General features: G+C 70.5%; 23 protein-coding genes and 1 riboswitch. Of the genes, 12 read left to right on the top strand and 11 right to left on the bottom strand.

What is annotated here, in order from left to right; translation table 11 throughout:
- Window positions 1-829: 829 nt before the first annotated feature.
- The 6 genes from ABGB21_RS23035 (at window position 830) to ABGB21_RS23010 (ending at window position 6,460) form a co-directional block, all read left to right on the top strand.
- Complete coding sequence (locus ABGB21_RS23035; RefSeq protein ID WP_347679458.1) at window positions 830-2,335, top strand: SulP family inorganic anion transporter; 1,506 nt, start codon at window positions 830-832, stop codon at window positions 2,333-2,335.
- Window positions 2,336-2,358: 23 nt separating this feature from the next.
- Window positions 2,359-2,748: a MerR family transcriptional regulator gene (locus ABGB21_RS23030; protein ID WP_347656884.1), complete on the top strand. Its 390-nt coding sequence runs from the start codon at window positions 2,359-2,361 to the stop codon at window positions 2,746-2,748.
- A gap of 457 nt (window positions 2,749-3,205) precedes the next feature.
- Complete coding sequence (locus ABGB21_RS23025; protein ID WP_347679456.1) at window positions 3,206-3,673, top strand: hypothetical protein; 468 nt, start codon at window positions 3,206-3,208, stop codon at window positions 3,671-3,673.
- Window positions 3,585-4,880: a hypothetical protein gene (locus ABGB21_RS23020; protein WP_347679454.1), complete on the top strand. Its 1,296-nt coding sequence runs from the start codon at window positions 3,585-3,587 to the stop codon at window positions 4,878-4,880. Before ABGB21_RS23025 ends, ABGB21_RS23020 begins: the two co-directional genes overlap by 89 nt.
- Window positions 4,881-4,891: 11 nt before the next feature.
- Window positions 4,892-5,518, top strand: a complete 627-nt coding sequence (locus ABGB21_RS23015) for a hypothetical protein (RefSeq protein ID WP_347656882.1) — start codon at window positions 4,892-4,894, stop codon at window positions 5,516-5,518.
- Window positions 5,519-5,731: 213 nt separating this feature from the next.
- Window positions 5,732-6,460: a class I SAM-dependent methyltransferase gene (locus ABGB21_RS23010; RefSeq protein ID WP_347656881.1), complete on the top strand. Its 729-nt coding sequence runs from the start codon at window positions 5,732-5,734 to the stop codon at window positions 6,458-6,460.
- Between the two features lie 106 nt (window positions 6,461-6,566).
- Here the strand turns inward: ABGB21_RS23010 and ABGB21_RS23005 are convergent, their stop codons facing one another.
- Window positions 6,567-7,226, bottom strand: coding sequence for a hypothetical protein (locus ABGB21_RS23005; protein ID WP_347656880.1), 660 nt, complete (start codon window positions 7,224-7,226; stop codon window positions 6,567-6,569).
- Between the two features lie 175 nt (window positions 7,227-7,401).
- Here ABGB21_RS23005 and ABGB21_RS23000 point away from each other — a divergent pair, with 175 nt between their 5' ends.
- On the top strand, window positions 7,402-8,403 hold the full coding sequence (locus ABGB21_RS23000) for a tyrosine-type recombinase/integrase (RefSeq protein WP_347656879.1): 1,002 nt from the start codon (window positions 7,402-7,404) through the stop codon (window positions 8,401-8,403).
- Between the two features lie 16 nt (window positions 8,404-8,419).
- Here ABGB21_RS23000 and ABGB21_RS22995 read toward each other — a convergent pair whose 3' ends face one another.
- On the bottom strand, window positions 8,420-8,560 hold the full coding sequence (locus ABGB21_RS22995) for a hypothetical protein (protein WP_347679452.1): 141 nt from the start codon (window positions 8,558-8,560) through the stop codon (window positions 8,420-8,422).
- Between the two features lie 291 nt (window positions 8,561-8,851).
- On the opposite strand from ABGB21_RS22995, the gene ABGB21_RS22990 reads away from it, so the two are divergent.
- Window positions 8,852-10,795 carry an ABC transporter ATP-binding protein gene (locus ABGB21_RS22990; RefSeq protein WP_347656877.1) on the top strand — a complete coding sequence of 648 codons (1,944 nt, stop codon included), beginning with the start codon at window positions 8,852-8,854 and terminating at the stop codon, window positions 10,793-10,795.
- Between the two features lie 136 nt (window positions 10,796-10,931).
- On the opposite strand, the gene ABGB21_RS22985 is transcribed toward ABGB21_RS22990, so the two are convergent.
- The gene (locus tag ABGB21_RS22985; protein WP_347679450.1) at window positions 10,932-11,588 is read right to left on the bottom strand and encodes a class I SAM-dependent methyltransferase; all 657 of its coding nucleotides are present in this window, start codon (window positions 11,586-11,588) and stop codon (window positions 10,932-10,934) included.
- A 141-nt stretch (window positions 11,589-11,729) separates the two neighbouring features.
- Here ABGB21_RS22985 and ABGB21_RS22980 point away from each other — a divergent pair, with 141 nt between their 5' ends.
- On the top strand, window positions 11,730-12,614 hold the full coding sequence (locus ABGB21_RS22980) for an AraC family transcriptional regulator (RefSeq protein WP_347656940.1): 885 nt from the start codon (window positions 11,730-11,732) through the stop codon (window positions 12,612-12,614).
- 10 nt (window positions 12,615-12,624) lie between these two features.
- Here ABGB21_RS22980 and ABGB21_RS22975 read toward each other — a convergent pair whose 3' ends face one another.
- The 5 genes from ABGB21_RS22975 to ABGB21_RS22955 all read right to left on the bottom strand — a co-directional run bounded on the left by ABGB21_RS22975 (window position 12,625) and on the right by ABGB21_RS22955 (window position 16,898).
- Window positions 12,625-13,404, bottom strand: coding sequence for an endonuclease/exonuclease/phosphatase family protein (locus tag ABGB21_RS22975; RefSeq protein ID WP_347679448.1), 780 nt, complete (start codon window positions 13,402-13,404; stop codon window positions 12,625-12,627).
- A 134-nt stretch (window positions 13,405-13,538) separates the two neighbouring features.
- A complete protein-coding gene (gene def, locus ABGB21_RS22970) occupies window positions 13,539-14,042 on the bottom strand; it encodes a peptide deformylase (protein WP_347657231.1) in 504 nt (167 codons plus the stop codon).
- Between the two features lie 246 nt (window positions 14,043-14,288).
- Entirely contained in the window at window positions 14,289-14,879 is a 591-nt protein-coding gene (locus ABGB21_RS22965; RefSeq protein WP_347679446.1) for a dihydrofolate reductase family protein, read from the bottom strand.
- Window positions 14,880-14,945: 66 nt separating this feature from the next.
- The gene (locus ABGB21_RS22960; RefSeq protein ID WP_347679444.1) at window positions 14,946-15,785 is read right to left on the bottom strand and encodes a helix-turn-helix domain-containing protein; all 840 of its coding nucleotides are present in this window, start codon (window positions 15,783-15,785) and stop codon (window positions 14,946-14,948) included.
- Window positions 15,786-15,962: 177 nt separating this feature from the next.
- Entirely contained in the window at window positions 15,963-16,898 is a 936-nt protein-coding gene (locus tag ABGB21_RS22955; protein ID WP_347679442.1) for a LysR family transcriptional regulator, read from the bottom strand.
- Window positions 16,899-16,969: 71 nt separating this feature from the next.
- Between ABGB21_RS22955 and ABGB21_RS22950 the strand changes: the two genes are divergently transcribed.
- Complete coding sequence (locus tag ABGB21_RS22950) at window positions 16,970-17,860, top strand: dihydrodipicolinate synthase family protein (RefSeq protein WP_347657227.1); 891 nt, start codon at window positions 16,970-16,972, stop codon at window positions 17,858-17,860.
- Between the two features lie 118 nt (window positions 17,861-17,978).
- On the opposite strand, the gene ABGB21_RS22945 is transcribed toward ABGB21_RS22950, so the two are convergent.
- Window positions 17,979-19,205: a chorismate-binding protein gene (locus ABGB21_RS22945; protein WP_347679440.1), complete on the bottom strand. Its 1,227-nt coding sequence runs from the start codon at window positions 19,203-19,205 to the stop codon at window positions 17,979-17,981.
- A 122-nt stretch (window positions 19,206-19,327) separates the two neighbouring features.
- Between ABGB21_RS22945 and ABGB21_RS22940 the strand changes: the two genes are divergently transcribed.
- Window positions 19,328-19,528 carry a DUF5999 family protein gene (locus ABGB21_RS22940; protein ID WP_331215219.1) on the top strand — a complete coding sequence of 67 codons (201 nt, stop codon included), beginning with the start codon at window positions 19,328-19,330 and terminating at the stop codon, window positions 19,526-19,528.
- 57 nt (window positions 19,529-19,585) lie between these two features.
- Here ABGB21_RS22940 and gcvP read toward each other — a convergent pair whose 3' ends face one another.
- The gene (gene gcvP, locus ABGB21_RS22935; RefSeq protein ID WP_347679438.1) at window positions 19,586-22,405 is read right to left on the bottom strand and encodes an aminomethyl-transferring glycine dehydrogenase; all 2,820 of its coding nucleotides are present in this window, start codon (window positions 22,403-22,405) and stop codon (window positions 19,586-19,588) included.
- A gap of 82 nt (window positions 22,406-22,487) precedes the next feature.
- Window positions 22,488-22,586, bottom strand: a riboswitch (glycine riboswitch).
- Window positions 22,587-22,909: 323 nt separating this feature from the next.
- Window positions 22,910-23,488 (bottom strand): TetR/AcrR family transcriptional regulator, encoded by a 579-nt coding sequence (locus ABGB21_RS22930; protein ID WP_347657224.1) that lies wholly within the window; start codon window positions 23,486-23,488, stop codon window positions 22,910-22,912.
- A 112-nt stretch (window positions 23,489-23,600) separates the two neighbouring features.
- Here ABGB21_RS22930 and ABGB21_RS22925 point away from each other — a divergent pair, with 112 nt between their 5' ends.
- Window positions 23,601-24,680, top strand: a complete 1,080-nt coding sequence (locus ABGB21_RS22925) for a Gfo/Idh/MocA family oxidoreductase (protein ID WP_347657223.1) — start codon at window positions 23,601-23,603, stop codon at window positions 24,678-24,680.
- The last annotated feature ends 202 nt before the right edge of the window (window positions 24,681-24,882 follow it).

Raw genomic sequence — 24,882 nt, 5'->3', positions numbered from 1 at the left:
ATGACACCGCCTGCTCTCTGAACCTGACACCTTTCCGCACACCGGTCGCCGGCATCGCCGTCGGCTCTGTTACCCGTGCCTTCCGTCAGATCTGCAGACAGAGAGATCATGTCTTCACGTCCTCATACCGCATTGCCCTGGGCGCCGCGGCACAGCCGCTCGCCCCTGCCCGTCCCGCCCTGCCATTCCGGCCGCTTCATGAGCGTCGACGGCAGACTCCGTCCCCGGTGGGACGGGTGCGGGGGAGTTCACCCACCGCACGCCACCAGAGGTGAGCACCGGATCGTCTTCGATGTCACCGACCGTTCACGGCCTCCCCGACCCCGGTTTCTCCATCAACCTCTGGTCGGTGTCACCCGCAAACCGTCCGTACGCCCCACCGTGATCGCCGGACCGGAACCCCACCGGCACCACCGGTCCACCTACGGCCCCGGACGGGTCCCGCGCAGCCGCAGACGCGCCGTCAATTCCCGTACCGTTCTTCCCCGACCCCCGTGGCGTCGACGCTAGGACCAGGGCCGCCCGGCCGGCGCATTGTTGCCCGGCCGCGTTCCCGGACGGTCGCCGCCACCTGGTGATGATCACCACGGCACCAGCACCGAGAACCCTACCCTCACGTCAGGGTAGGGTTCTCGGTGCTGCCAGGGACGTGGCGTCACGGGCCCCTCGACAGCGACAAGACCGGCCGGCAGTGAAGCCCGCCATGCGGTGATCGAGGTTCTGCCCACGTCCGGACGGAACCCCTCGATGGTCAGGTCGCGCGGCCCCGCTGACGGCGTGGCCTCCCTGGCGTGCCGCGGCGCGTGCGCTTGAGCGGAAATGAGATTTGATGTCTGAACAGGTGACAGCAGCGAAGCGCGCGTCCGGATGGTCACGGCCAGAGTGGCTACGGTCGCCACGGGTGCTGCGGACCGAGGTCCTGGCCGGCCTGGTCGTCGCCCTCGCGCTGATCCCCGAGGCGATCTCGTTCTCCATCCTCGCCGGCGTCGACCCCCGGGTCGGCCTCTTCGCCTCGTTCACCATGGCCGTGACCATCGCCTTCACCGGTGGCCGCCCGGCGATGATCAGCGCCGCGACCGGCGCGGTCGCCCTGGTCGTCGCGCCGCTGGCCAAGGAACACGGCCTCGGGTACCTGGTCGCCGCGGTCGTGCTCGGCGGCGTCTTCCAGGTGGCGCTCGCCCTGCTGGGAGTGGCGAAACTGATGCGGTTCATCCCACGTAGCGTCATGGTCGGCTTCGTCAACGCCCTCGCGATCCTGATCTTCACCGCACAGCTGACGCACCTGATCGACGTCCCGTGGCTGGTGTACCCACTCGTGGCCGTCGCACTGGCAATCATCGTGTTCCTGCCGAAGGTCACCACGGCGGTGCCGGCGCCGCTGATCGCGATCGTCGCGCTCACCGCGTTCACCGTGATCACGCACGTCGCGGTGCCGACCGTCGGCGACGAGGGCACCCTGCCGGACAGCCTGCCCGTACCCGGGTTGCCCGACGTGCCGTTCACCTTCGACACACTCGCCACCATCGCACCGTACGCCCTCGCGATCGCGCTGGTCGGGCTGCTGGAGTCGCTGATGACCGCCAAGCTCGTCGACGACATCACCGACACCCACTCCGACAAGACCCGCGAGTCCTGGGGCCAGGGCGTCGCGAACATCGTCACCGGCTTCTTCGGTGGCATGGGCGGCTGCGCCATGATCGGACAGACCATGATCAACGTAAAGGCGTCCGGCGCCCGCACCCGCCTCTCGACCTTCCTCGCCGGAGTGTTCCTGCTCATCCTCGTGGTCGCGCTCGGCGACGTCGTCGCCCTGATCCCGATGGCGGCCCTCGTGGCCGTGATGATCATCGTGTCGGTGAGCACGTTCGACTGGCACAGCATCGCCCCGGCCACCCTCAGACGCATGCCCGCCGGCGAGATCACCGTCATGGTCGTCACCGTCGCCGCCACCCTGGCCACCCACAACCTGGCCGTCGGCGTCGTACTCGGCGTACTCGCCGCGATGGTGATCTTCGCCCGCCGGGTCGCACACTTCGCCCAGGTCACCAGCGTGCTCGACCCCGACGGCAGCACCCGCGTCTACCACGTACACGGCGAACTGTTCTTCGCCTCCAGCAACGACCTGGTCTACCAGTTCGACTACACCGGCGACCCCGACCACGTGATCATCGACATGAGCGCCGCGCACATCTGGGACGCGTCCTCCGTCGCCGCTCTCGACGCGATCAACACAAAGTACGAATCCCGCGGCAAACGCGTCGAGATCACCGGCCTGAACGAGGCCAGCGCCCGCTTCCACAGCAACCTCGCCGGCAAGCTCGGCGCCGGACACTGATGGACACCGGGCACACTGACCCGATGACCGCAGGGCGCATGCAGATCGGCGAAGCCGCAGACCGTGTCGGACTCAGCATCCGCACCATCCGCCACTACGAGGAAGCCGGCCTCGTCGTACCGTCCGCACGCAGCGAGGGCGGGTTCCGGCTCTATACCGAACCCGACCTCGACCGGCTCCGGGTCATCAAACGCATGAAACCCCTCGGCTTCACCCTGGAGGAGATGCGCGACCTCCTCGAGATCCTCGACGCGCTCTCCGTCTCGGACGGCAGCGAGCGGGCAGCGCTGCAGGACCGTCTCGCCACATTCCACACCGCCGCCGTCAACCGCGTCACCACCTTGCGCGAACAACTCACGATGGCCGAACAGTTCGCCCAGCAGATGCAGGAACAGATCGACCAGCACCGGTAGGCCGTCGCCCAGCCGGGGCCCTCGCTCACCGACCCAGGCAGGCGAGCCTGCTCCAGTCAGAACCTCTCGTCCCCGACATGTCGTGCGACAGGACCGACCCGAACGATCCGACGTCGGGCGAGGGGAGAGGCGGACAGGTCCTCACCTGGCGCCTGACCAGAAGAAACCGACCCGATCGCCACGGTCATCCCCGGCCGCCGACCGTCCACAGAGACTCAGACCCCCATCAAGCCTGAACTCGCGCACCTTCCACCGAACACACCACGCCCCACCTCCGCGACCCACTCGGCCGACCGATCGAGGCAGTCGCATACCTGATCGGATCGGCTACTCTCGCTGCGTATCGGTGCAGTGCGAGTGTCGCGCGCTCTTCCGGACGACCGAGGACGATCTTCGCCGGCGGGCGTCGCCGACCGGCTCGAACTCGAGTCGGCTCCGAAGCCTGGGGGAGGCCTACATGTCCGGCGACATCATCTACGACACGAACTTCTACTCCACCCTCGAAGCCGAGGTGAACGCCTTCCGCAAGGCCCTGACGAAACGTTGGCGCAAAGAGGTCGCAACAGCTATCCGCCGGAACGACACATTCAAGACGGCGTTCCGCCGCTACCACGCTCCCTACGGGGAAGACATCTGGGACTACTGGGACCCGATCAACCAGGTCCACCTCATCTGGGGCTCATGTGAAGTCATCACCTGGGCAGAGGGCGACCAGGAAGGCGAGGTGCCCTCCTACCCAGGGCGCACCTTCAGCCCGGAGATGGGCTACCCCCCCACCCACCACGTACGACCGCAGCGGCAACGAAGTGCCCACGCCGAACGAGATCTACTGCGGCATGAACTCGGTCATGCAAAGCGTCGAGTACTGGGCCTACGGCGAAGGCAGCGCCGTCCTCAACCAACTGCCAAAATTCGACGCCCATGACCAGCGCGCGATCGAGAGTGCGCAGCAGGCGATCCTCACGATCGGCGGTGCCCTGGGCCTGCAGTCCGCTGGCGGCTCTGATGCCAGCTTCGTCCCATCGAGCAACGCCGACCTGATCAACAAGGTCGACAAGCTCATCGGCGCGAACGGCCAGAATGCGGGCTGGTACGTGGCCTGGACCGGGCTGGCCGCAGACACCCTCAAAGACGGCTTCTTCGCCTCGATCGCGCCGACCCTTTTCCACCAGGCCCAGATCGCCGGGGGCATCCACAACCTCTACAGCGCCAGAGGCACCATCATCCAGGAGATGCGCTCCGGCTCGCTGAAAATCCTCAGCGACGCCAGCAAGGCACTCGATGAGACCCATGTGGTCACCACCGATCTCAACCCGGTGTGGCAGACCTTCCAGGGCATGGGCACGGCCCTCACCATCGGCGGCGGCTGGAACCCAGCCTCCGGTGCCGTCGGCGCGAGTTGCATTCTCATCGGCATCATCGGACAGAATTTCGCACCGGAATCCAAGCACACCAAGTACGCACACGAGCTCGAGGCGGTGATGACCGCCCTCTGGGACAACCTCGACGAGCAGTCCAACGACCTCTTCTCCCGAAAGAACGACTACAACAACGGCATCCACAGCCTCCGCGACACCATCTTCGGGATCGACAGCTTCAACCTGGAGTTGTACGACCTGACCGAGAACACTGCCACCGGCAACGGAGACCCGGACGGATTCCACGCCGACATCGGCACCGTCCTGGAACTCGCCGACACCTGCTTCGAATGTGCCGAGATCTACGAGGACCAGCTCATCCCGAAGATCGGCGACGTCCAAGCGGCCGACGCGTCATTGGCCACCGAGGACGGTTCCGAAGGCTACGCCGACCCGAAGGTCAAGGCCTTGGTCGTGGAGTACCAAGGGTATTTGAGGACCGCCTGCGGACGCCTCTATGCTGCGGGCGAGCAGATCAAGGCGGCGGCCCAGTCCTACGCGTCGACGGACGCGGAGCGCCAGGCCGCCTACAACTCCATCATGCGGGACTGGGACGAGGGTCCCGCTCCGGACCACGCCGACGACTGGGCGGAGGACACCGACCGCAGCGGCTGGGAGGTGCACATCCCGGGTGCGCCCCCCTTTGTCACCGACACCACCCCGGGTGGCGACGACACAGGCGGGCCGGAGTACGAGACGGAGGCGACCAGGTGATGAGACGAGTTGTGGCCGGCGTCGTCGTCGTGCTTCTGCTGGCGGGCTGCGACTCGCCAGCAGACCCCAGCAATGGCGGGTCAGCGCCCCCATCCGCGCCGGAGTCCAGTGCCCAGGCCGGGGAAGCCGACTACGGCGCGGTCTGCGACGCGCTGGAAGATGCGGTGAAGCTGCCAGCCGACGGGACCATCCAATACACCGCCAAGTTCAACAAACCGACAGGATGGGCGACCAACGCACCACTCTGCGATATCGAGCCGGTCGGCGAATACTACGACGTAGCCGCCAAGGCCCCTGCCTTCGGCCGAGCCGAGTTCAATTACGGCATTCTCACCGAGACGCAGCTCCAGCAGGTGCGGTACCCGGAGTACACCCCCGAGACGGTGCAGAAGCTTCTCACCCTCGATCAGGCGGATCCGCTGACCGACGAGTTACCGTGCGCGAGCAAGCCCTGCAAGGACGGTATTCACGGCTACCAGTACAACTTCCGCTTCGAGGCCATGATGGACGACATCGCGGTGATCGCGCAGTTCGACTACATCACCACCGACGTGAGTGGCGACAAGCAAACGCAATACCGCACCCAGGCGATCGAGGCGTTCACTGCGTCGATGGATGCCATCGCCGCCGAACTCTAGCCTCGGCCTTCGTCAACGGCTGTCCAGGGTGTGGGCGGATCTCGACCAGGCCCTGGCCCAGATCCCCGGATGAGCAGCAACACCTACGTCCTGCTCGGCGAGGCGACGCGGCGGGGTGATCACGACCTGGCGTTAGGTCGATAATGAACATTATGTCAACCTCGACGTGGTGAAGCCGTACCGGGAGCCCCTGCCGGTGGATATGGTCGGCGGATGCCCGATGCGATCTTCGCCCACCCTCGCCTCGCACGTGTCTACGACGCCTTCGACGGAGACCGCGACGACCTGGCCGCCTACCTCGCGATCGCCGGCGAGTTGACCGCGGGCCTCGTGCTCGACGTCGGCTGCGGGACAGGATCCCTGGCGGTCCTGCTCGCCGGACGCGGCCACGACGTCGTGGGCGTCGACCCGGCCGAAGCATCACTCGAGGTCGCGAAGCAGAAGGATCCAGCGGGACGGATCCGCTGGATCCACGGCGACGCCACGACACTGCCGGCACTCGATGCCGACCTGGCGACGATGACCGGGAACGTGGCCCAGGTCTTCCTTACCGACAACGACTGGACTCAGGCCCTCCACGGCGTCCACGACGCCCTTCGCCCGAACGGCCACCTCGTCTTCGAATCCCGACGTCCGGAGCATCGGGACTGGGAGCAGTGGGCGGCGGACGTCGACCCGGTCACTCGCGACATCCCCGGCATCGGGCCGGTGGAACGGCGCCTCGAGGTCACCGACGTCAGCCTCCCGTTCGTCTCGTTCCGCTACACCTACCGGTTCCTGACCGACGGCGCGGTCGTCACCTCGGACTCGACCCTCCGGTTCCGCGGCCGCGACGAGGTCGAATCGAGCCTGGCTGCCAACGGCTACCGGGTCCTCGACGTACGGGAGGCACCCGACCGCCCGGGTCGAGAGTTCGTGTTCATCACCGAACGCTCCACCTGAAACGGCGCCAGACGCGATGCCGGATCCAGCCGGCCCGCGACCGGGGTGGCACCCTCCCGGGAGGAACAGCGCGCACCGGATGGCCTTCGCACGATCGAGGATCAGCTCACCGCCCGTCCAGGTAGGTGCTGCCCAGTCCGGGTTTGCGCCAGGACGGGGCTTCTGTCGATGTCGTCTGCACCTCCGGCGGCCGCCCGTTGCGGCCGAACAGTAGCTCCCACCAGCGCCGCCCCTCGGCGATGAACCGGGCGAGAGGTTCCACCGTGCCGTCGGCGTAGGCGACCTCGAGGTCGTCGAAGTCGACGGTGCCCTCGATGCAGTAGCGCGCGCCGTCACCGGGCCTCCAGCACTCGGTAAACCAGAACAGCGAGTGCGGCGCGTGACCCGATCGAACGTCGACGGTGAGGCTCGGCTCGTGCGGCCAGTCGTCGGTACGCGAGGGGCGGTCGAGGAACTCCCAGCCGTACATCGACTCCCAACCGCCGAGCGACGCGAAGAACGACTCGACATCGTTCAGACTGCTCATCGGGATGGCCGGGCCGTACCCGTCCTGCCGCTCTTCACGCAGAAGCACCCGGATCCGCGTCACCCGCCGCAGGCGGAGCAACCTGCGTGGATCGTGGTCCCTGGCCGCCTCCTCGGGCTGTGCCCGGACATGCAGCAGCAGTTCGCACACCGAGTCGGACGAGGTCGGACGCAGCCCTACCACCTCAGCCTCGTTCAGCGCGTACTCCAGTCCCGTTCGAGTCAGCTCATCCCAGGTCACGCCGACATCATCTCGCTCCTGATCCCGCTTGCGGCAGTCGAGCACGGGTGCGGCGGCTCCCCCGCGTGAGGGTGCCAGTCGGCTGGGTCGGTTCTGGCCCTGGCCGGGGCACGACAACCGGACAATAAGGATCTTGGTACTGGCCCTGATCCGCAAATCATGCATAATATTCGTTATGCATGACAAAAAGGACTTCTTGCTACTCCCCCTCGTTGAGGAGTTCCTGACCTCCCGGGCCACCCGCAAGCCCTCCCCGCACACCCTGGCCGCGTACCGGCGGGATCTGCTGGCCATCGCGCGACTGGTCGCCGAGGACCCCACCACTCCCCTCCCCCTGGCCACCCTGCCCCTCGACGCGCTGACGCCCCGTTCCCTGCGGTCGGCCTTCGCCCGGTTCGCGGCCGGCCGGGCCGCCGCCTCCGTACACCGGGCCTGGTCCACCTGGAACGGTTTCTTCGGGTTCCTGGTCGCCGACGGCGTCGTACCGGGTAATCCGATGCCCGCGGTCGACAAGCCGGTCGTCCCTCCCCCGCCGCCGAAGCCACTGCGCGGCGAGCGCACCCCGGAGGATCTGCTCGACGCGCTGGTCCGGCCGGACGGACGGCAGCGTGATCCGTGGCCGGAGCGGGATCTGGCGGTGGTGGCGTTGGCGCTCTGCGCCGGACTGCGGCTGGCGGAGATGTTGGCGTTGCGGGTGGGTTCGTTGGCCGGGCGGGCCGGTGAGCGGCGGGTGGACGTGGCAGGTAAGGGTGGTCGGGCCCGGACGATTCCGATCGAGCCGGAGCTCGACGCGGTGTTGGCGTCCTATCTGGACAGCCGGTGTCGACGGTTCGGGTCGCGTACGGTGCGTCCGGACTCGGTGCTGCTGGTGGACCGGTACGGGGATCCGTTGCGGCGTGGTGGTCTGCAGTATCTGGTGCGGTCGTGTTACCGGCGGGCGGGCATCCTGGACCGGGTGCCGCGGGGTGCACAGTTGCACGCGTTGCGGCACACGTTCGCGACCCGGTTGGCCGAGGACGGGGCGAGCGCGTCGGAGATCATGCGGTTGTTGGGGCACGCGAGTCTGGCGACGAGCCAGAACTACATCGAGGTGACGGCGGCGCAGCAGCGGGCGGCGGTGCGGGCGAACCGCACCAACCGGGCGTTGGGCCGGTTGGTGGCGGCGGGCGGGGACTGACGGCCCGGTGTGGGTGTCAGTTGGTCCGGGAGATGGCGATGACGAGGGTGCGCCGGTCGGCGGTGATGACGCCGACCAGGTCGCCGTTGACCGCGACCCGGCGGGGTTGTTCGGCGCCGACGTCGACGGGGGGGGCGGTACGGGTGGGCTGGTTCATGGTCACCTCCGCCGGGGACGGCGTCGGGGGTGCGTCGTGCCGCGTGCGGGATGGTAGCCAGTGCCCTGGTGCCGCCGGGGCGCCCCACCCCGACAAACTGGGCGAGCGGGATCTGGCGTGGCAGACGCTGACCCTCCACTTGAGATTCGCTGTCGTTGATGCTGCCGTGTCGGGTCACATGTCGTGCGCCGGCCGTGAAATCGGAGGCAGCGCCGCACGAGTTCCCCTAGCCTCGCGGGGAGAGCTTTCGCCCGTACGACACGAAGAGGAGATTGATTATGAGGACGTCCGGTGGTTGTCCCGGTCCCTTGTCTGTCTCCACCGCCGGAGAGGCACTTCGTGTTACGTCTGTTCGAAAACCCTGTTGACCCCTTCCCCACCGGCACCAACTCCACTCCGGCGGCCAGTGTCCGGAAGTTCCTCCTGCGGGAGTTCCGGCCGCTACGGCCGGTCGTAGCGGCTGCCGTCGCCACCACGATCCTGTGCGCCGCGATCGAGGTGTGGCTCATCGGGTACGCGGGCCGCCTGGTCGACACGCTCGCCGCCACAAGCCCGGACACTTTCTGGGCCGGCCATGGCGCCGAGCTGCTCACGGTGGCCGTGTTTGTGCTGCTGGTCAGACCGCTGGTGAACCTGGCCAGCGAGGCGCTGGACGACATCGCGTTCCGGGCCAACGCCCGCCCGCTCGCCCGCTGGCGGGCACACCGGCACGTGTCCCGGCAGTCCGTCGGTTGGTTCCGCGACGACCTTGCCGGACGCATCGCCACCTGGGTCCGCGACGGTGGCGATGCTGCCAGCACCGCCGCGTATGCGGTGATTCACACGTTGGTGTTCGTGATCGCCTACATTGCCGGCTCGGTGTGGTTGATGTCCACGATCGACGTGCGTCTGCTGCTGCCGCTCGGCACCTGGATCCTGGCGTACGCGCTGCTCATGCGGTGGGCGGTGCCGCGCTACCGGCGCGCGTCGGAACGCCTGCAGGACGCGGAGTCCGCGCTGACCGGCCTGCTTGTCGACTCGTACGCGAACGTCGACACGCTCGCGCTGCTCGGCGGTCAGGAGACCCGCACCGCGCATGACGTCGGGGTGTTTGCGCGGGCCAGACGGGCACACCTGGACCTGCAGCGGGTCGAGGTGACGATCAACAGCGCCATGATGGCGTTCGGCAGCGCGCTGCTTGTCGGACTCGTCGGATACGGGGTCGCCCTCTGGCGTGCCGAGGTCGCGCCGATAGGTCTGGTCGCGGCCGCGTTGGCGCTCAGTTTCCGGATCACCGCGATGGCGGAGTGGCTGCTGGACGCCGTGTCGTCGCTGTTCGGGTCCGTCGGCGCGCTCCGGAGGGCCCTGCGGACCGTCGCGCAACCGCTCGCGGTCGCTGACAAACCGGGGGCAGCCCGGCTGCGGGTACGCGGCGGAGCCATCAGCTTTTCACAGGTCAGCCATCATTATGGCCGCGGTGTTGGCGGGCTCGACCGGCTGAACCTCGACGTCGCGGCCGGTGAGCGGGTCGGCCTCGTCGGCCGGTCTGGGGCGGGTAAGTCCACGTTGGTTGGCCTACTCCTGCGGTTTCACGACGCGGAGTCCGGCACGATCATGATCGACGGCACCGACATCAGGGACGTGACGCAGGAGAGCCTGCGCGGCCAGATCGCCATGGTTACCCAGGACGCGACGCTGCTGCACCGCTCGATTCGCGAGAACATCGCTGGTCCCGGTTCAGCCGACGACGCACAGATCGAGGTGGCGCTGCGCCGGGCATCCGCCGACGGATTCGTTGCCGTGCTGAGGGACGCGGATGACCGGACCGGCCTGGACGCACATGTCGGGGAGCGCGGTGTGCACCTGTCGGGCGGCCAGCGGCAGCGGATCGCGTTGGCCCGGGCGTTCTACCGCAGCGCGCCGATCCTGGTCCTGGACGAGGCGACGTCCGCGCTCGATTCCGAGGCGGAGACCGCCATCCACGACACGCTCGGCGAGGTGATGACCAGCCGTACCGTGATCGCTATCGCGCACCGGCTGTCTACCATCGCCCGCATGGACCGGATCGTGGTCCTCGACAGTGGCCGGATCGCGGAGCAGGGCACCCATGCCGAACTGCTGGAACGAGGCGGGATCTACGCGGACCTGTGGTCGCGGCAGTCTGGTGGTTTCCTCGGTACGGCCGTTGATCAGGATGGGGGGCAGGTCCACGTTGTGGCGGATGCCCCTGGTGCTGTTGACCCAGGCACCCGCTGAGGGCGCTGACCGCTGCGCCGATTGCGGCTGACCGAACGGATCGTGTACCGGAATGGCCGCCGACGGCTTGGGCGTCCCGGTACACGCTGGGGAGCGCTGCCGCAGAAGGCTAGCCGTTCGGGGGGTCCCGGGCCTCTCAGGGTTGTGTGGCCGGGGCTTCGGCGCGGTAGAAGGCGAGGCCGCCGAACCATTGCCTGCTGCGACCGTTCTCGGTGGCGTGGGTCAGGCCGGCGTCGGCCAGCGCGGCGGGTACCTGTTCGGGGAGGATGTCGAAGCGCGGGTGGCGGTGGGGCCGGTTCGCGTTCCGTCCGCTGGGTGTGCCGTCGATGTCCACCACGTGCAGTTGACCGCCGGGACGCAGTACCCGGCTGACTTCGTGCAGGGCCCGGGCCCGTTCGGTCTCGGCGAGGTGGTGCAGCATGAACGCGGACAGTACCCGGTCGACGGTGCTGTCGGGCAGGGGTAGTTCGCTGGCGAAGGCGCGTTCGTACCGGATCGGCAGGCCGGCCCGGGTCGCTTTGCGGCGGGCGCGGCGCAGTGCCGCCGGGTCCGGGTCGATGCCCAGCGCGTCGATGTCGGGGTGGCGGCGTCCGAGGGCCTGTAGCAGGTTGCCGGTGCCGCAGCCGATTTCGAGGGTGCGCTGGCCTGGTCGGAGGTCCGCCCGGTCGAGGAGTTGCCGGTGGACGCGTCCGACGCGGGCGAGCCGGGAGAACGGGTCGTAGAGGGGCAGCAGCCAGTGTTTGCCCATGCCGGGTATGTAGTGCTGTTCGGGGCTGTCGATTCGTCTGGTCATGTCACGCTCCGAGATCGGATGAAATTGGGTCGTACTCTGAGCCTCGTGGACGTCGAGGGGCTGGACAATGGCGGATCTGTGGGTGGGATGAGACGAAGTTTGGTGCCGGTGTCCCGTTCGGTCGGGGTGACCGGGCGGGGTGTGCCGGTCGTCGGCTTCGGCCATGTGCCCGGGATCGTCCCGGTCGCGGTGGCCCGGGTTCCCGAGGACGCGCCGGTGGTGGGTCCTGCCGCTGGTGGTGCGCACGCGCATGACTTCCTGGTGCTTTTCTACGCGCGGCACGCTGCCGGGAGGGTGTTGATCGACCGGCGGACGTGGACGGTGAGCGACGGGGATCTGTTCGTCGTCGCGCCGGGGCAGGTCGTCTCGTTCGGTGATTCGCATGGGGAGGTCGTCGCGGACGGTTGGGTGGTGTGGTTTCCGGTCGACGTCGTGCGGCCGGGGATGTCGGGGCCGTACTCGTCGTGGCGGACGCACCCGTTGTTGTTTCCGTTCGCCCGGGGTACCGACCGGGCGCAGCGGTTGCGCATCCCGCTGGCGGACCGGCCGGGCTGGGATGAGCGGTTCGCCGTGCTCGACGCCGAGTTGCGGGCCCGTCGCGACGGCCACCGGGAGGCCGCCCTCGCGCACCTGACCCTGTTGCTCGTGGCCGCCGCGCGGTTGTCGGCCGGCGTCGCCGACCAGTTCCGGTCGGCGGACGAGCCGCTGCTCGCGGCCGTTTTCGACACCATCGAGCGGCGCTACCGCGAACCGATCTCGCTGGCTGACGTGGCCGCCGAACTCGCGCTGACCGCCGGTCACCTGACCACGGTGGTACGCCGGAAGACCGGCCGGACGGTGCAGCAGTGGATCGCGCAGCGCCGGATGCGGCAGGCGCGCCTGCTGCTCACGGAGACCGGGCTGACCGTGGCGGCGGTCAGTCGCCGGGTCGGTTATCCCGATGTCAGCTACTTCATCAGACGCTTCCGGGCGGAACACGGGGTGACTCCGGCCCGGTGGCGTGACGCTGTCCCTCCCGCGTGCTGAGCCTCTGGTGTCAGGCGAGGTCGACGACGAGGGGGCGGTGGTCGGAGATGGTGGCGGCGGGGGTGGTGATGGCGGTGACGGCGGGCAGGGGGTGGCTGTCGCGGGGGTCGGCGAGGATGTGGTCGAGTTGGACGCGGGGTTGGGTGGCGGGGTAGGTGGGGCGGTGGGCGAGGGATCGCCAGCCGGAGACGAGGGTGGCGAGGCTGGCGGGGAGGTTGAGGTCGCCGAGGAGGATGCGGGGTGGGGGCAGGGTGCGTAGGGCGCGGACGACCTGGCGGAGTTGTCGGATGTTCCAGCCGGGTACGAAGGAGAGGTGGGTGGCGGCGGCGGTGACGGGTCCGTGGGGGGTGTCGAGTTCGGCGGCGAGGACGACGCGGGGTTCGTCGCGGAGCAGGACGATGCCGCCGCCGGGGCCGGGGACGATGACGGGTGAGCGTACGGGTAGGGCGGTGAGTCGGATGACCTGCCAGGACCGGACGGGGTAGCGGCTGATGAGGCCGACGCCGTAGAGGGGTTCGCCGTGTCCGTCGTCGTCGTGGGTGAGGGGGCGGAACTGTTCGCCGGGGGTGCCGACGACGGCGGCGGCGAATCGGTGGGCGGGGGCGTCGAGGGCTTGGGCGGCGATGGCGGTGAGGTCGAGGTGGTTGCTGCGGGACTGGTCGCGGTCGACTTCCTGCAGGGCGAGTATGTCGGCGTCGAGGGCGGCGACGGTGGCGGCGAGGCGGGTTTCGTCGACGAGGCCGTCGTGGGGGGATCTGCCGTGGAGCAGGTTGAAGGTTGCCAGGCGCACCTCTGCACCTTACGGCGCGACGTGGCACAGTTTGGGCGTGCTTTTCAAAGCGTTGTGTTGTTCGGCGGTGGTGTTCGTGGGGTTGGGGTTGGTGGGGTTGTGGGTGCGGCGGTGGCGGGGGCGGTGAGGGGTGGTTACCGGTCGGGGGTGGCGAAGCGGCCGGCGCGGATTTCGCGGAGCGCTTGGCGGCGGGTGTCGCCGCGGAGGGTGTCGACGTAGAGCCGGCCGTTGAGGTGGTCGGTTTCGTGTTGGAGGGCGCGGGCGAGGAAGCCGGTGCCGGTGACGGTGCGGGGTTCGCCGTGTTGGTCGTAGCCGTGGGCGGTGGCGTGCAGGGCGCGGGGGGTGGGGAAGTAGAGGCCGGGGATGGAGAGGCAGCCTTCGTCGTCGGTCTGGGTTTCGGTGGAGAGTTCGAGGGTGGGGTTGATGAGGTGGCCGCGGTGGCCGTCGGCGTCGTAGACGAAGACCTGGGCGCTGATGCCGATCTGGGGTGCGGCGACGCCGGCGCGGCCGGGGGCGCCGAGCAGGGTGTCCATGAGGTCGGTGACCAGGGCTCGTAGTTCGGCGTCGAAGCTGGTGACGGGCTCGCAGGGGGTGCGGAGCACGGGGTCGCCGATGATTCGGATGGGCCGCATGGTCATGAGCGGAACCTTATCGGTTCGTTACCGGTTTTGTTGTTCCAGCCACCTCCACCGCGCTCTGTGCAACGTACGGAGATTCTGGTGCCGGTACGGGGGGCGTCGATGGTGGTGGGGTCCCGGACGGGCTGCGGGCGGTCGTGAACAAGCGGTTGATCGCCGAATTTGTCGAGTCGAGTCGACGTCGAAGGCGAACCCGCCCAGTCCGGACTTGTGGCACGTTCGCGGTGGGCTTCTTCGCGTTCCCGCTCAGCTCGGTCGACGGCGGACCCGGTAGCGCAGGTGAAGCACCCGGTTGCCCTGGATCACCAGGTCAGGATCCTCCAACAGGTGCTGCGCGTGGACCGACCCGAAGTAGCGCTTCCCGGACCCGAACACCACGGGCACGACGTCCATCCGCACCTCGTCGACCAGGCCCGCGGCGAGCACCTGGCCACCGACGTCGCCAGCGGCGACCTCGACGATGCGGTCACCGGCGAGTTCCCGCGCCCTGGTCACGGCCGCCGCGACGCCGTCGACGAAGTGGAACGGCGCCTCGGGGTCCCAGCCCTCGGGCGCCGGCCGGTGCGTCACGACGACCACGTGGTCGATGCCACCCGGAGGCTTCCCGTCCCAGCCGTCCGTCAGGTCGAAGACGTGCCGGCCGACGACCGTCACCCCGACCTGGTCCCAGTACGCCCGGGTGTGGTCGTAGGAGGTCTGCGACACCTTCAATACGCCGCTGTCGTCCAACGGGACGTCACCGCCGGTCAACCAGTCGAACAGCGGTCCGGGCTGGTCGTTCTCGTCCGCGACGAAGCCGTCCACCGACACCGAGCTGTACATGACGACCGTGCCCACAGGGCTCTCCTCTGCTTCCGGGTGCCCCCAAACTAGCGGGCCGTGCGCTGCCGCTCTTGTACAAAATCAATCGGCCGGCAGCGGCCAACCGTCCAGCGCGTGACCGGGATGTTCCCGCAGAAACCGCCGCCGGACTTCGACGTACCGGGTCGGCGTGAGCCCGGTGAACGCCCGGAACTCGTGGCCGAAGTGGGCCTGGTCGAAGTAGCCTGCGCCACCGGCGAGGTCGCCCCAGTCGATCGGTCCGGCGGGGTTGATCGCGAACACGGTGGCGGCGAAACGGTAGGTGCGGGCCAGCCGCTTCGGCGTGACGCCGACGAGCTCCTTGAACCGCTGTGCCAGGTGGGTGCTGCTGACCCCGGCTGCCACGCCCAGGTCGCCGATCGCCACCGCCCCGCTGGTCGCCGCGATGACGCTGCTCGTATGGCGGACCAGCCCCAGGCCGGCGGTCTCGCACAGCCGTCGCATCAGCTCCGCCTCGAGCAGCGTCAGCATCTCGTACGGTCCGTCCGCCGTGGCCAGCCGGTCTCGCAGCTCGGCAATGGCGGGCCGGCCCCACACCTGCTCCACCGTCAGCGGCCGGTCACACAGCTCGGCTGCGGGCATCGGCAGGAACGGCGCCAGCCCCCACGGCTTGAAGTGCACGCCGACGGACCGGGTCCGGAGTGGGTAGCCGAACTCCCACGCGCGGGTGGGCATGGTGACCACACAGCCGTCGGCGTACTCGGCCGTCTCGATGTCGGTGCCGGCGCGGATGCGGAACGGCGCCCCGAGGTTGACGATGAGCAACGCCGACGGCGCGGGCGGTAGCGTCAGCCGGGCGTACGGCGACGCACCCTCCAGGTAGTAAAGGTCGTCGATCAGCCCGTCCAGCGGCGGTCGCGGCACTCTGGACACGTACTCCACACGCACAGCATCGCCGACGTCGCGCCGGCATCGCACGCCGGGATGGTCCAGCCGCGCTGCCGCCAACCCGGGGTTCGCGGTACTGACGCCACCGCCCTCTACCTGTTCAGCCTGCTTACCCCCGCGACGTCCGAACAGGTGTACGACGTGTTCGACACCCCGACCGGCGGGTGACCGTCACGCCGGCGGACGCAGGGCCCCCGCGGCCGGGGGACGCAACTGTGGCGGCACGGCGCTGCGCAGCGCGGCGGCGACCGCGGTGACGGCGGGGTGCGCGGCGGCGCCGTCGCGGTACGCGATCCGGGTCCGGCGGTGGATCGGCAGCCGGGTCAGGACCACCTCCGGCGGTGGGTTCACGATCCCCAACTGCGGCACCAGTGCGACGCCCTGACCCGCCGCGACCAGGGCCAGTACGGTGTCGAAGTCGTCGACGCGGTGCCGGATCCGGGGGTGGAATCCGGCGGCCTGGCAGGCCCGGACCGTCATCGTGTGACACAGGCTGCCCGCTGTCGCGGTGATCCACGCGGACTCCCGCCAGCGGTGCAGCGCCGGGCCGTCGTCGTCCGGGTGGTCGTGTGCCGGGGCGGGCGTGGCGACGTACATCGCCTCGCTGCACAGTGGTGTGCTCGCCACGCCCGGCTCGGCGGGGGCGGGGACGAAGTCGTATTCGTGGACCAGGGCGACGTCCAGGTCGCCGGCCCGCAACGCGTGCGCGACCTCGGCCGGGTCGATCTCCCGCACCATCGGCTCCAGGCCGGGGTGCCCGCGGGCCAGGGCGGTCAGCGCGGCGGGCACGATCGCCCGGGTGGCGGTCGGGAAGGCGCCGATGCGCAGTGGACCGGCCAGCCCGTGTCGGGTGTCGGCGAGTTCGGCGGCGGCCCGCTCCAGTCGTTCGAGGACCGCGTCGGCGTGCCGGACCAGGTTGCGGGCCGCCGGGGTGAGGGTGACGCTGCGCCCGGTCCGTTCCAGCAGCGGCACCCCCGCCTCCCGTTCGAGGACGCCGAGCTGCTGGGAGACCGCCGACGGGGTGAACGCCAGCGCGTCGGCGACGGCGACGATGGTGCCGCGCCGGGCGAGTTCCCGCAGCAGGCGCAGGCGACGGACATCGAGCATCAGCTGACCTTACGCTGGCAGGAAGAAATGTGAACTGGAGCTTTCGGGTCGGGGCGGGCAGCCTCGGAGGCATGACATCGCTGTGCGGAATCCACGTCCCGCTGGTCACGCCGTTCACCGCCGCCGACACCGTCGACGGCGAGGCGCTCGAGGGACTCGCCCACGCCGTACTCGCCGACGGCGCCGCCGGGATCGTCGCCCTCGGCACGACCGCCGAGGCCGGCACCCTCGACGCCGCCGAGCGACGGCGGGTGGTCGAGGTGTGCGTCCGGGTGGGCCGGGACCGGGGCGCGGTCGTGACGGTCGGCGCCGGCGGCGGCGACACCCGGGCCTGCGCGGCCGCGCTCGCCGACCTCGTCCGCTGGCCGGAGATCGGGTACGCGCTGGTGCCGGTGCCGTCGTTCGTCCGCCCGTCACAGGCCGGTGTGGTCGCACACTTCGCCACCCTGGCCCGGTCCGCTCCCGTCCCGTTGATCGTCTACCACGTGCCGTACCGGACGGGACGGCCGCTGGACGCGGCCTGCCTGACCGAACTGGGCCGGCTGCCCGGGGTGGTGGGGGTGAAGTACGCGGCCGGCGCCATCGACGAGCAGACCGTACGACTGTTCGCCGATCCCCCGCCGAGGTTCGCGGTGCTGGCCGGCGACGACGTGTTCCTGTCGCCGATGCTGGCGCTCGGCGCGACCGGCGGGGTGCTCGCCTCGGCGCACCTGGCCACCGGCCGGTTCGCGGAACTGGTCGCCGCCTGGCGGGACGGCGAGGTGGCGCGGGCCCGTGCCCTCGGGGCGGCACTGTCGCGGCTGTCGGCGGCCCTGTTCGCCGAACCGAACCCGGCCGTGGTCAAGGGTGTGCTGCACGCCCAGGGCCGCATCCGCACCGCCGGGGTACGGCTGCCGCTGCTGCCCGCCGGCCCCGGGGCGGTCGACGCGGCCCTGGCCCGGCTGGCCGGGCTGGCCGGGTGAACACGGTGGCGGTGGACGGGCCAGCCGGGTGGGTCCGTAACGGTGGGAAGGCGGCCGGGTGGGTCCGGTGGTCAACCGGCGGCGACGCCTGACGCGGCCGGCCTGGTGGGCCGGGCGGTCAGCCGGCCAGGGCGGCGCGGACCGGGCCGGCCTTGGCGGCCGCCTCGGCGACCTCGGCGTGCGGGTCACTGTCCCAGGTGATGCCGCCGCCGGCCCAGACGTGGACCCGGTCGGCGTCGACCGCGACGGTGCGGATGGTCAGCCCGAGGTCGAGGCCGTTCGCGTCGATCCAGCCGAAGCCGCCCATGGCGGCGCCCCGGCCGACCGGTTCCAGGGCGGCGATCTCGGCCAGCGCGGCGAGTTTGGGCGCTCCGGTGACCGAGCCGCCGGGGCAGACGGCGCGGAGCAGGTCGGCGAGACCGCAGCCGTCGGCGAGCTGGGCGGAGACCGTCGACTCGGCCTGCCACAGTCCGGACCAGCGGCGCAGCGTGTAGAGGTCGTCGACGTGTACCGAGCCGGTGCGGGCGACCCGGGCCAGGTCGTTGCGTTCCAGGTCGACGATCATGATGTGTTCGGCCCGTTCCTTGGCCGAGGTGAGCATGTCCCGTCGTCCGTCGTCGGTCGCCGGCCGGGTGCCCTTGATCGGGCGGGTGGTGACCCGGCCGGCGGTCGCCTCGACCAGGGTTTCCGGGGAGGCACAGCCGATCGCCCAGCCGGGTCCGGTGAGTACGCCGCCGTAGCGGGCGCCGGGCAGCCGGGCCACCCGGGCCAGGGCCGGCCCCGGGTTGCCGTCGTACCGGGCGGCGGCGTGTCCGACGACGTTGACCTGGTAGATGTCGCCGCGGCCGATCGCGGCCCGGGCCTGCTCGACGGCGGCGGCGTGCGCCTGCCCGGTCCAGCTGGGCTGCCACGGTCCGAGCCGCCAGCCGGTCGGGGCCGCCGGCCAGGTGTCCGGGTCGCCCGGCTGGGAGGTCGACGGCGTGGTGTGCCGGTAGACGACGGCGACCAGGTCCGGTACGGCCGGCGCCGGACTCGGCGGGCCGACCGCGCCTCGGACCATGGTGGCGCCGGCGGCGGCGGAGACGAACACCCCCGCCCCGCAGACCGTGCCGGGCCGGGGTACGTCGGGGTGTGGGGCCGCCGGTCGGGCGAGGTCGCGGACCGGCAGGCCGTGCCCGGCGAGGAAGTCCTCCAGCAGCCGGGCCGGGTCGCCGCCGTCGGCGCACCACCACTGCAGCCGGTCGTGTTCGGTCAACCGGGTCCGGCATCCGGCCGGGATGCCCGGGATGCCCGGGGACAGCCCGGTTGGGAGCGATCCCACGCCGACCGTATCGATCTGCCTCATCCGAAAAGTGGATTCTCCCGCGTCAGTTCGAAAGCTGCTCGTCATCGTGCCCCGGGCGTTGGTACCGTCCGTGACTGGCCATGTGAACCATGCCACACTGCCCTCACCGTCCGGAGAACCCGATGTGCCAGCACCAACCCACCTGTCCCTCCGCCGAGGCTCCCGACCGGGAAGCCGCCCGGGTCATCGCCTGCTTCCGTGAGCAGGGCTGGAGCCTGCTCTGCAACGGTGTCATCGTTTTCGACGACACCGGAGAACTGCTGCCCGACGGTCGGACGATCGCGCCGCACCGCGGCCCGGCCCGGCACGCCCTGGTCGGCTGAACGGCTGACGCCGACCGGGGCGCACCTGACCGGTTGATCACCGACGGTGACGACGGGTCAGTTCGCGAACGCCTCGGGCGGCGGGCAGGCGCAGACCAGGTTCCGGTCGCCGTACGCCCCGTCGATGCGGCGTACCGGCGGCCAGTACTTCGCCCGCCGGTCGACCCCGGCCGGGTACGCCGCCACCGACCGCGGGTACGGGTGCGGCCAGTCGTCGCCGCCGACCATCGCCGCGGTGTGCGGGGCGTTGGCGAGCGGGTTGTCCCCCTTCGGCCACTCCCCCGACCCGACCTTGTCGATCTCGGCCCGGATCGCGATCATCGCGTCGCAGAACCGGTCGAGTTCGGTCAGGTCCTCGCTCTCGGTCGGCTCCACCATCAGGGTGCCGGCGACCGGGAACGACATCGTCGGGGCGTGGAACCCGTAGTCGATCAGCCGCTTGGCGACGTCGTCGACGCTGACCCCGGTCGCCTTGGTCAGCGGCCGCAGGTCGAGGATGCACTCGTGGGCGACCAGCCCCTTGTTGCCGGCGTAGAGCACCGGGTAGTGGGTGCGGAGCCGGGCCGCCACGTAGTTCGCGGCGAGCACCGCCGTGCCGGTCGCCTGCCGCAGCCCGTCCGGGCCCATCATCCGCAGGTACGCCCACGGGATCGGCAGGATGCCGGCCGAGCCGTAGCGGGCGGCCGAGACCGCCGGCCGGCCGTCGTCGCCGACCGGGTCGCCGGGCAGGTACGGGGCCAGGTGCGCGCGGACCGCGACCGGGCCGACGCCGGGACCGCCGCCGCCGTGCGGGATGCAGAACGTCTTGTGCAGGTTCAGGTGGGACACGTCGGCACCGAACCGGCCCGGCTTGGCGAAGCCGACCAGGGCGTTGAGGTTGGCGCCGTCGACGTACACCTGGCCGCCGGCGTCGTGGACCTTGGCGCACAGGGCGGCGATGCCGCCCTCGTACACGCCGTGGGTCGACGGGTAGGTGACCATGATCGCGGCGAGGTTGTCCCGGTGCGCCTCGATCTTGCGGTCGAGGTCGGCGAGGTCGACGTCACCGTCGACGTCGCAGCCGACGACAACGACCCGCATCCCGGCCATCACCGCGCTGGCCGCGTTGGTGCCGTGTGCCGACGACGGGATCAGGCAGACGTCGCGGTGCGCCTCGCCCCGGTCGCGGTGATAGCCGCGGATGGCGAGCAGTCCGGCGAGTTCGCCCTGGGAGCCGGCGTTCGGTTGCACGCTGACCGCGTCGTAGCCGGTCACCTCGGCGAGCCAGCCCTCCAGCGACGCGACCAGGTCGCGGTAGCCGGCGGTCTGGGTGTCCGGGGCGAACGGGTGCAGGTTCGCGAACTCGGGCCAGCTGACCGGCTCCATCTCGGTGGTCGCGTTCAGCTTCATGGTGCAGGAGCCGAGTGGGATCATGCCCCGGTCCAGGGCGTAGTCGAAGTCGGCGAGGCGGCGCAGGTAGCGCAGCATCGCGGTCTCCGAGTGGTGGCTGTGGAAGACCGGGTGGGTGAGGAAGTCGCCGGTGCGGCGCAGCGCCGCCGGCAGGGCCGGCGTGGCCGCCGGGTCGCCGGCCACGCCGCCGAAGGCCCGCCACACGGTGGCGACGTGCTCGGCGGTGGTGGTCTCGTCGCAGGAGATCCCGACGAGGTCGGCGTCGACGAGCCGCAGGTTGATCCCGTGGCGTTCGGCGGCGGCGACGACCTCGGCGGCCCGGCCGGGGACCCGGGCCAGCACGGTGTCGAAGAACGTGTCGTGGACGACGTCGACGCCGTCGACGGTACGCAGGCCGGCGGCGAGCGTGGTGGCCCGCTCGTGGACCCGGGTGGCGATCGCCCGCAGACCGTCCGGGCCGTGGTAGACGGCGTACATGCCGGCCATCACGGCGAGCAGCACCTGGGCGGTGCAGATGTTGCTGGTCGCCTTCTCCCGGCGGATGTGCTGTTCGCGGGTCTGCAGGGCGAGCCGGTAGGCGGGTTCGCCGGCGGCGTCGCGGGAGACTCCGACGAGCCGGCCGGGCAGCATCCGCTCCAGGCCGGCGCGGACCGCGAGGTAGCCGGCGTGCGGGCCGCCGAAGCCCATCGGTACGCCGAACCGCTGGGTGGTGCCGGCGGCGATGTCGGCGCCGATCTCACCCGGCGGGCGGAGCAGGGTCAGGGCGAGCAGGTCGGCGGCGACGGTGACCAGGGCGCCGGCGGCGTGGGCGGCCTCGACCAGCGCGGTGTGGTCCCGGACCGCGCCGGAGGCGCCCGGGTACTGCAGGTGCAGGCCGAAGAACGCCTCCGGCAGCGGTTCGGTGGCCAGGTCGAGGACCCGGACCTCGATGCCGAGGGGTTCGGCGCGGGTGGCCAGGACGGCGATCGTCTGCGGCAGGGTGTCGGCGTCGACGACGTACACCGGGCTGCTGACCTTGGTGGCGCGGCGGGCCAGGGTCATCGCCTCGGCCGCGGCGGTGCCCTCGTCGAGCATGGAGGCGTTCGCGGTGGTGAGCCCGGTCAGGTCGGTGACCACGGTCTGGAAGTTGAGCAGGGCCTCGAGCCGGCCCTGGCTGATCTCCGGCTGGTACGGGGTGTAGGCGGTGTACCAGGCCGGGTTCTCCAGCACGTTGCGGCGGATCACCGCCGGGGTGTGGGTGCCGTGGTAGCCGAGGCCGATCATGGAGACGGCGACGGTGTTGCGGGCGGCGACCGCGCGCAGTTCGGCGATCACCTCCTCCTCGGTGGCGGCCGGCGGCAGGTCGAGGGCGCCGGTCCAACGGATCACCTCGGGGATCGCGGCGTCCATCAGGTCGTCGACGGTGTCGTATCCGACGGTCTCCAGCATGCGCCCTCGGGCGGCGGCGTCGGGGCCGATGTGGCGGTCGGCGAAGCGTGGTGCGGTCATGGGCGGCACTCCCGGGCGAGGTCGACGGGGCAACCTCCCCCTCTGTCACGTCCACGCGGCGTCGCGGGGCGCTCCACAGTCGCCTGCCCGCGAACTCCTTTTGCCTGAGAGGTTCCGGGGAGGATTTGCCCCTTCGGCGCCATCCGGGCGGATACCCGGCGGTCTCTCGCTCGCGAGGTGGTCGGCGCTGGCAACGGTACCAGTGGCCGGGTTTCGGTCGGGTTTCGCCCGGCACGGGAAGATCACCGCCGATGCTGGCAGGGAGGTCGGCGCCGGCCGGTGCGGCCTCGTCCGGCGCGGGTCGACAGAACCGGTTGAGCGATCAGGTAGGGACAGTTTCCGGTCGGACCGTGGCTGTTTGTTCCGTAGTTGGCCGGTTCGCCCCGTTCGACCGGCGATCGCCTACATTCGGCGGCGGCGATCCTCGACGATGCGGACGAACCGCCGTACCGGGAACGGAGGTCGAGGCCGGGCCCACTTCCGGTACACCGGTTGCCGGGATGTTCAGCCGAGGAGGGCGCGCAGCGCCGTTTCGGCGACTCGGCTCAGTTCGTTGCGGGTGCGCCCGGCGGCCGCCTGGACGGCGATGCCGTCGGAGATGGTGTGGACGAGTGCGGCGAGGTCGGCCGGGCTGTAGCCGGTCGGCAGGTCGTCGGCCTGTTCCAGTCGTCTGCGCAGCGCCGTCTCCCCGGCCTTGCGCACCGCGACCGCGTCCCGCCGCACCGGCTCCGAGTCGGGCCCGCCGGCGTGGACGCTCTTGACGCACAGGCATCCCTGCGGCGCGTCCTGCCCTGCGGTGAGGTCGACGGCCCCATGGATCAGGAGCCGGATGACCTCGCGGCCGGTGGGCGCGTCCAGTGCGGTGGCGGCGTAGCTGCCGGGGCCCTCCAGGTAGCGGGCGAGCACCTTGCCGAACAGTTCCTCTTTGTTGCCGAAGGCGGAGTAGAGACTGGGCTTGTTGATGCCCATCGCGGTGGTCAGGTCGGTCAGCGAGGTGCCCTCGTAGCCTTGGCGCCAGAACACCTCCAGAGCGCGGTCCAGTGCGGCGTCGGCGTCGAACGAGCGTGGGCGTCCGCCGGGCATGGTGTCCTCCGCGCTTCCCGAAAGTTTTGTACCTATCGGTAGGTTACCTCTTGCGTCCACGCCTCGGCGCCTCTAGTTTTTTACCGGAAGGTACATAACTAAGGGGTGGTACATGATCCGAGTCGGAGTGGTCGGGGCGAGCGGATGGGCGGACGGCTCACACCTGCCCGCGCTCACCGCGCTTCCCGAGTACGAGGTGAGCGCGGTCGCGACGACCAACCAGGCCAGCGCGAATCGCGTAGCCGCGGTGTACGGCGTCCGGCACGCCTTCGCGGACGCGGCCACGCTCGCCGCTCACCCCGATGTCGACCTGGTCGTCGTCTCGGTGCGTGTGACCGGGCACGCCGCAGTGATCCGCGCCGCGCTCGACGCGGGCAAGCACGTCGTGTCCGAGTGGCCGCTGGCCGTCGACGAAAAGGAGGCACGTGGACTGGCCGATGCCGCCTCGGCGGCGGGCGTGTGCCATGCGGTCGTCCTGCAGGGCCGCCATTCCCCGAGCGCCAGGTTCACCGCCGACCTGCTCGCCGAGGGGCGGATCGGCACGCTCGAGTCGGCCGTGGTCGTCGCGGCAGGCGACCCCTTTGGCGGTAGCAGCATCCCGGCCGACCTGGCCTGGAGCCTCGACCCCGCGGCGGGGAACTCGATACTCACGATCATGGCTGGCCACTTCCTGGCAACCCTGGAACGGGCCGCGGGCCGGCTCACCGAGGTTTCCGCGCGACTGCCCCGCCTGCACGAACGCGTCCGGGTCGCCGGCACGGAGCGCACCCAGGCCAACGCCACTCCCGACCAGGTACTGGTGCACGGGCTGCTGGAGGGCGGCGCCACCGCGTCGGTGACCATCCACGGCGGCAACCGACGTATCCGGGACGAGTTCCTGGTCAAGCTCGCGGGCAGCGCCGGCACACTGACCGCAACCCCCACGGAACGGGGGTCGTTCATGCACTGGAGCGACTGGGAGATTCGGGTCGACGGTGACCTCCTGGCGGTGCCCGACTCCTACCGGACCGTGCCCGCCGGCATCCCCGCGGGCCCACCCGCCAACATCGCGGCCCTCTACCAGGAGGTCGCCGCCGCCATCGCCGAAGGGCGTCGGCCTGACCCTGATTTCGAGGCCGCCCTGCGTCACCACCGGCTCCTTGCCGCCATCGAACGCGCGGCGGCCACCACGACCCCACAGCACATCCCCTGAGCCCTCCCGCACCATCATGCCCACCCGCGGCTGGGCGCGGCGGCCCACACACACCCACTCATCCTGACCGGCGGCGCCGGCGACCGGACGGTCCAGGAGAACGACGGGCGGCTGGTCCCCGGCTCCGGACGCGGATCGTGGACGGGGCGACGTCAACGCCGGCCGGCTGCACCCCCCAGTGCTCCCGGCCGGCGAATCAACC

This window comes from Plantactinospora sp. B24E8 (assembly GCF_039871735.1).
GTDB lineage: Bacteria > Actinomycetota > Actinomycetes > Mycobacteriales > Micromonosporaceae > Plantactinospora.
Note: the sequence above shows the minus strand (reverse complement) of the source record. Positions and strands in the feature narration are given on the sequence as shown.

Bases quoted from the DNA above. Each gene is read 5' to 3' on its own strand.
- ABGB21_RS23035 (WP_347679458.1), top strand. From the start codon at position 830: ATGTCTGAACAGGTGACAGCAGCGAAGCGCGCGTCCGGATGGTCACGG.
- ABGB21_RS23030 (WP_347656884.1), top strand. From the start codon at position 2,359: ATGACCGCAGGGCGCATGCAGATCGGCGAAGCCGCAGACCGTGTCGGA.
- ABGB21_RS23025 (WP_347679456.1), top strand. From the start codon at position 3,206: ATGTCCGGCGACATCATCTACGACACGAACTTCTACTCCACCCTCGAA.
- ABGB21_RS23020 (WP_347679454.1), top strand. From the start codon at position 3,585: ATGAACTCGGTCATGCAAAGCGTCGAGTACTGGGCCTACGGCGAAGGC.
- ABGB21_RS23010 (WP_347656881.1), top strand. From the start codon at position 5,732: ATGCCCGATGCGATCTTCGCCCACCCTCGCCTCGCACGTGTCTACGAC.
- ABGB21_RS23000 (WP_347656879.1), top strand. From the start codon at position 7,402: ATGCATGACAAAAAGGACTTCTTGCTACTCCCCCTCGTTGAGGAGTTC.
- ABGB21_RS22995 (WP_347679452.1), bottom strand. From the start codon at position 8,560: ATGAACCAGCCCACCCGTACCGCCCCCCCCGTCGACGTCGGCGCCGAA.
- ABGB21_RS22985 (WP_347679450.1), bottom strand. From the start codon at position 11,588: ATGACCAGACGAATCGACAGCCCCGAACAGCACTACATACCCGGCATG.
- def (WP_347657231.1), bottom strand. From the start codon at position 14,042: ATGACCATGCGGCCCATCCGAATCATCGGCGACCCCGTGCTCCGCACC.
- ABGB21_RS22955 (WP_347679442.1), bottom strand. From the start codon at position 16,898: ATGCTCGATGTCCGTCGCCTGCGCCTGCTGCGGGAACTCGCCCGGCGC.
- ABGB21_RS22950 (WP_347657227.1), top strand. From the start codon at position 16,970: ATGACATCGCTGTGCGGAATCCACGTCCCGCTGGTCACGCCGTTCACC.
- ABGB21_RS22945 (WP_347679440.1), bottom strand. From the start codon at position 19,205: ATGAGGCAGATCGATACGGTCGGCGTGGGATCGCTCCCAACCGGGCTG.
- ABGB21_RS22940 (WP_331215219.1), top strand. From the start codon at position 19,328: ATGTGCCAGCACCAACCCACCTGTCCCTCCGCCGAGGCTCCCGACCGG.
- gcvP (WP_347679438.1), bottom strand. From the start codon at position 22,405: ATGACCGCACCACGCTTCGCCGACCGCCACATCGGCCCCGACGCCGCC.
- ABGB21_RS22930 (WP_347657224.1), bottom strand. From the start codon at position 23,488: ATGCCCGGCGGACGCCCACGCTCGTTCGACGCCGACGCCGCACTGGAC.
- ABGB21_RS22925 (WP_347657223.1), top strand. From the start codon at position 23,601: ATGATCCGAGTCGGAGTGGTCGGGGCGAGCGGATGGGCGGACGGCTCA.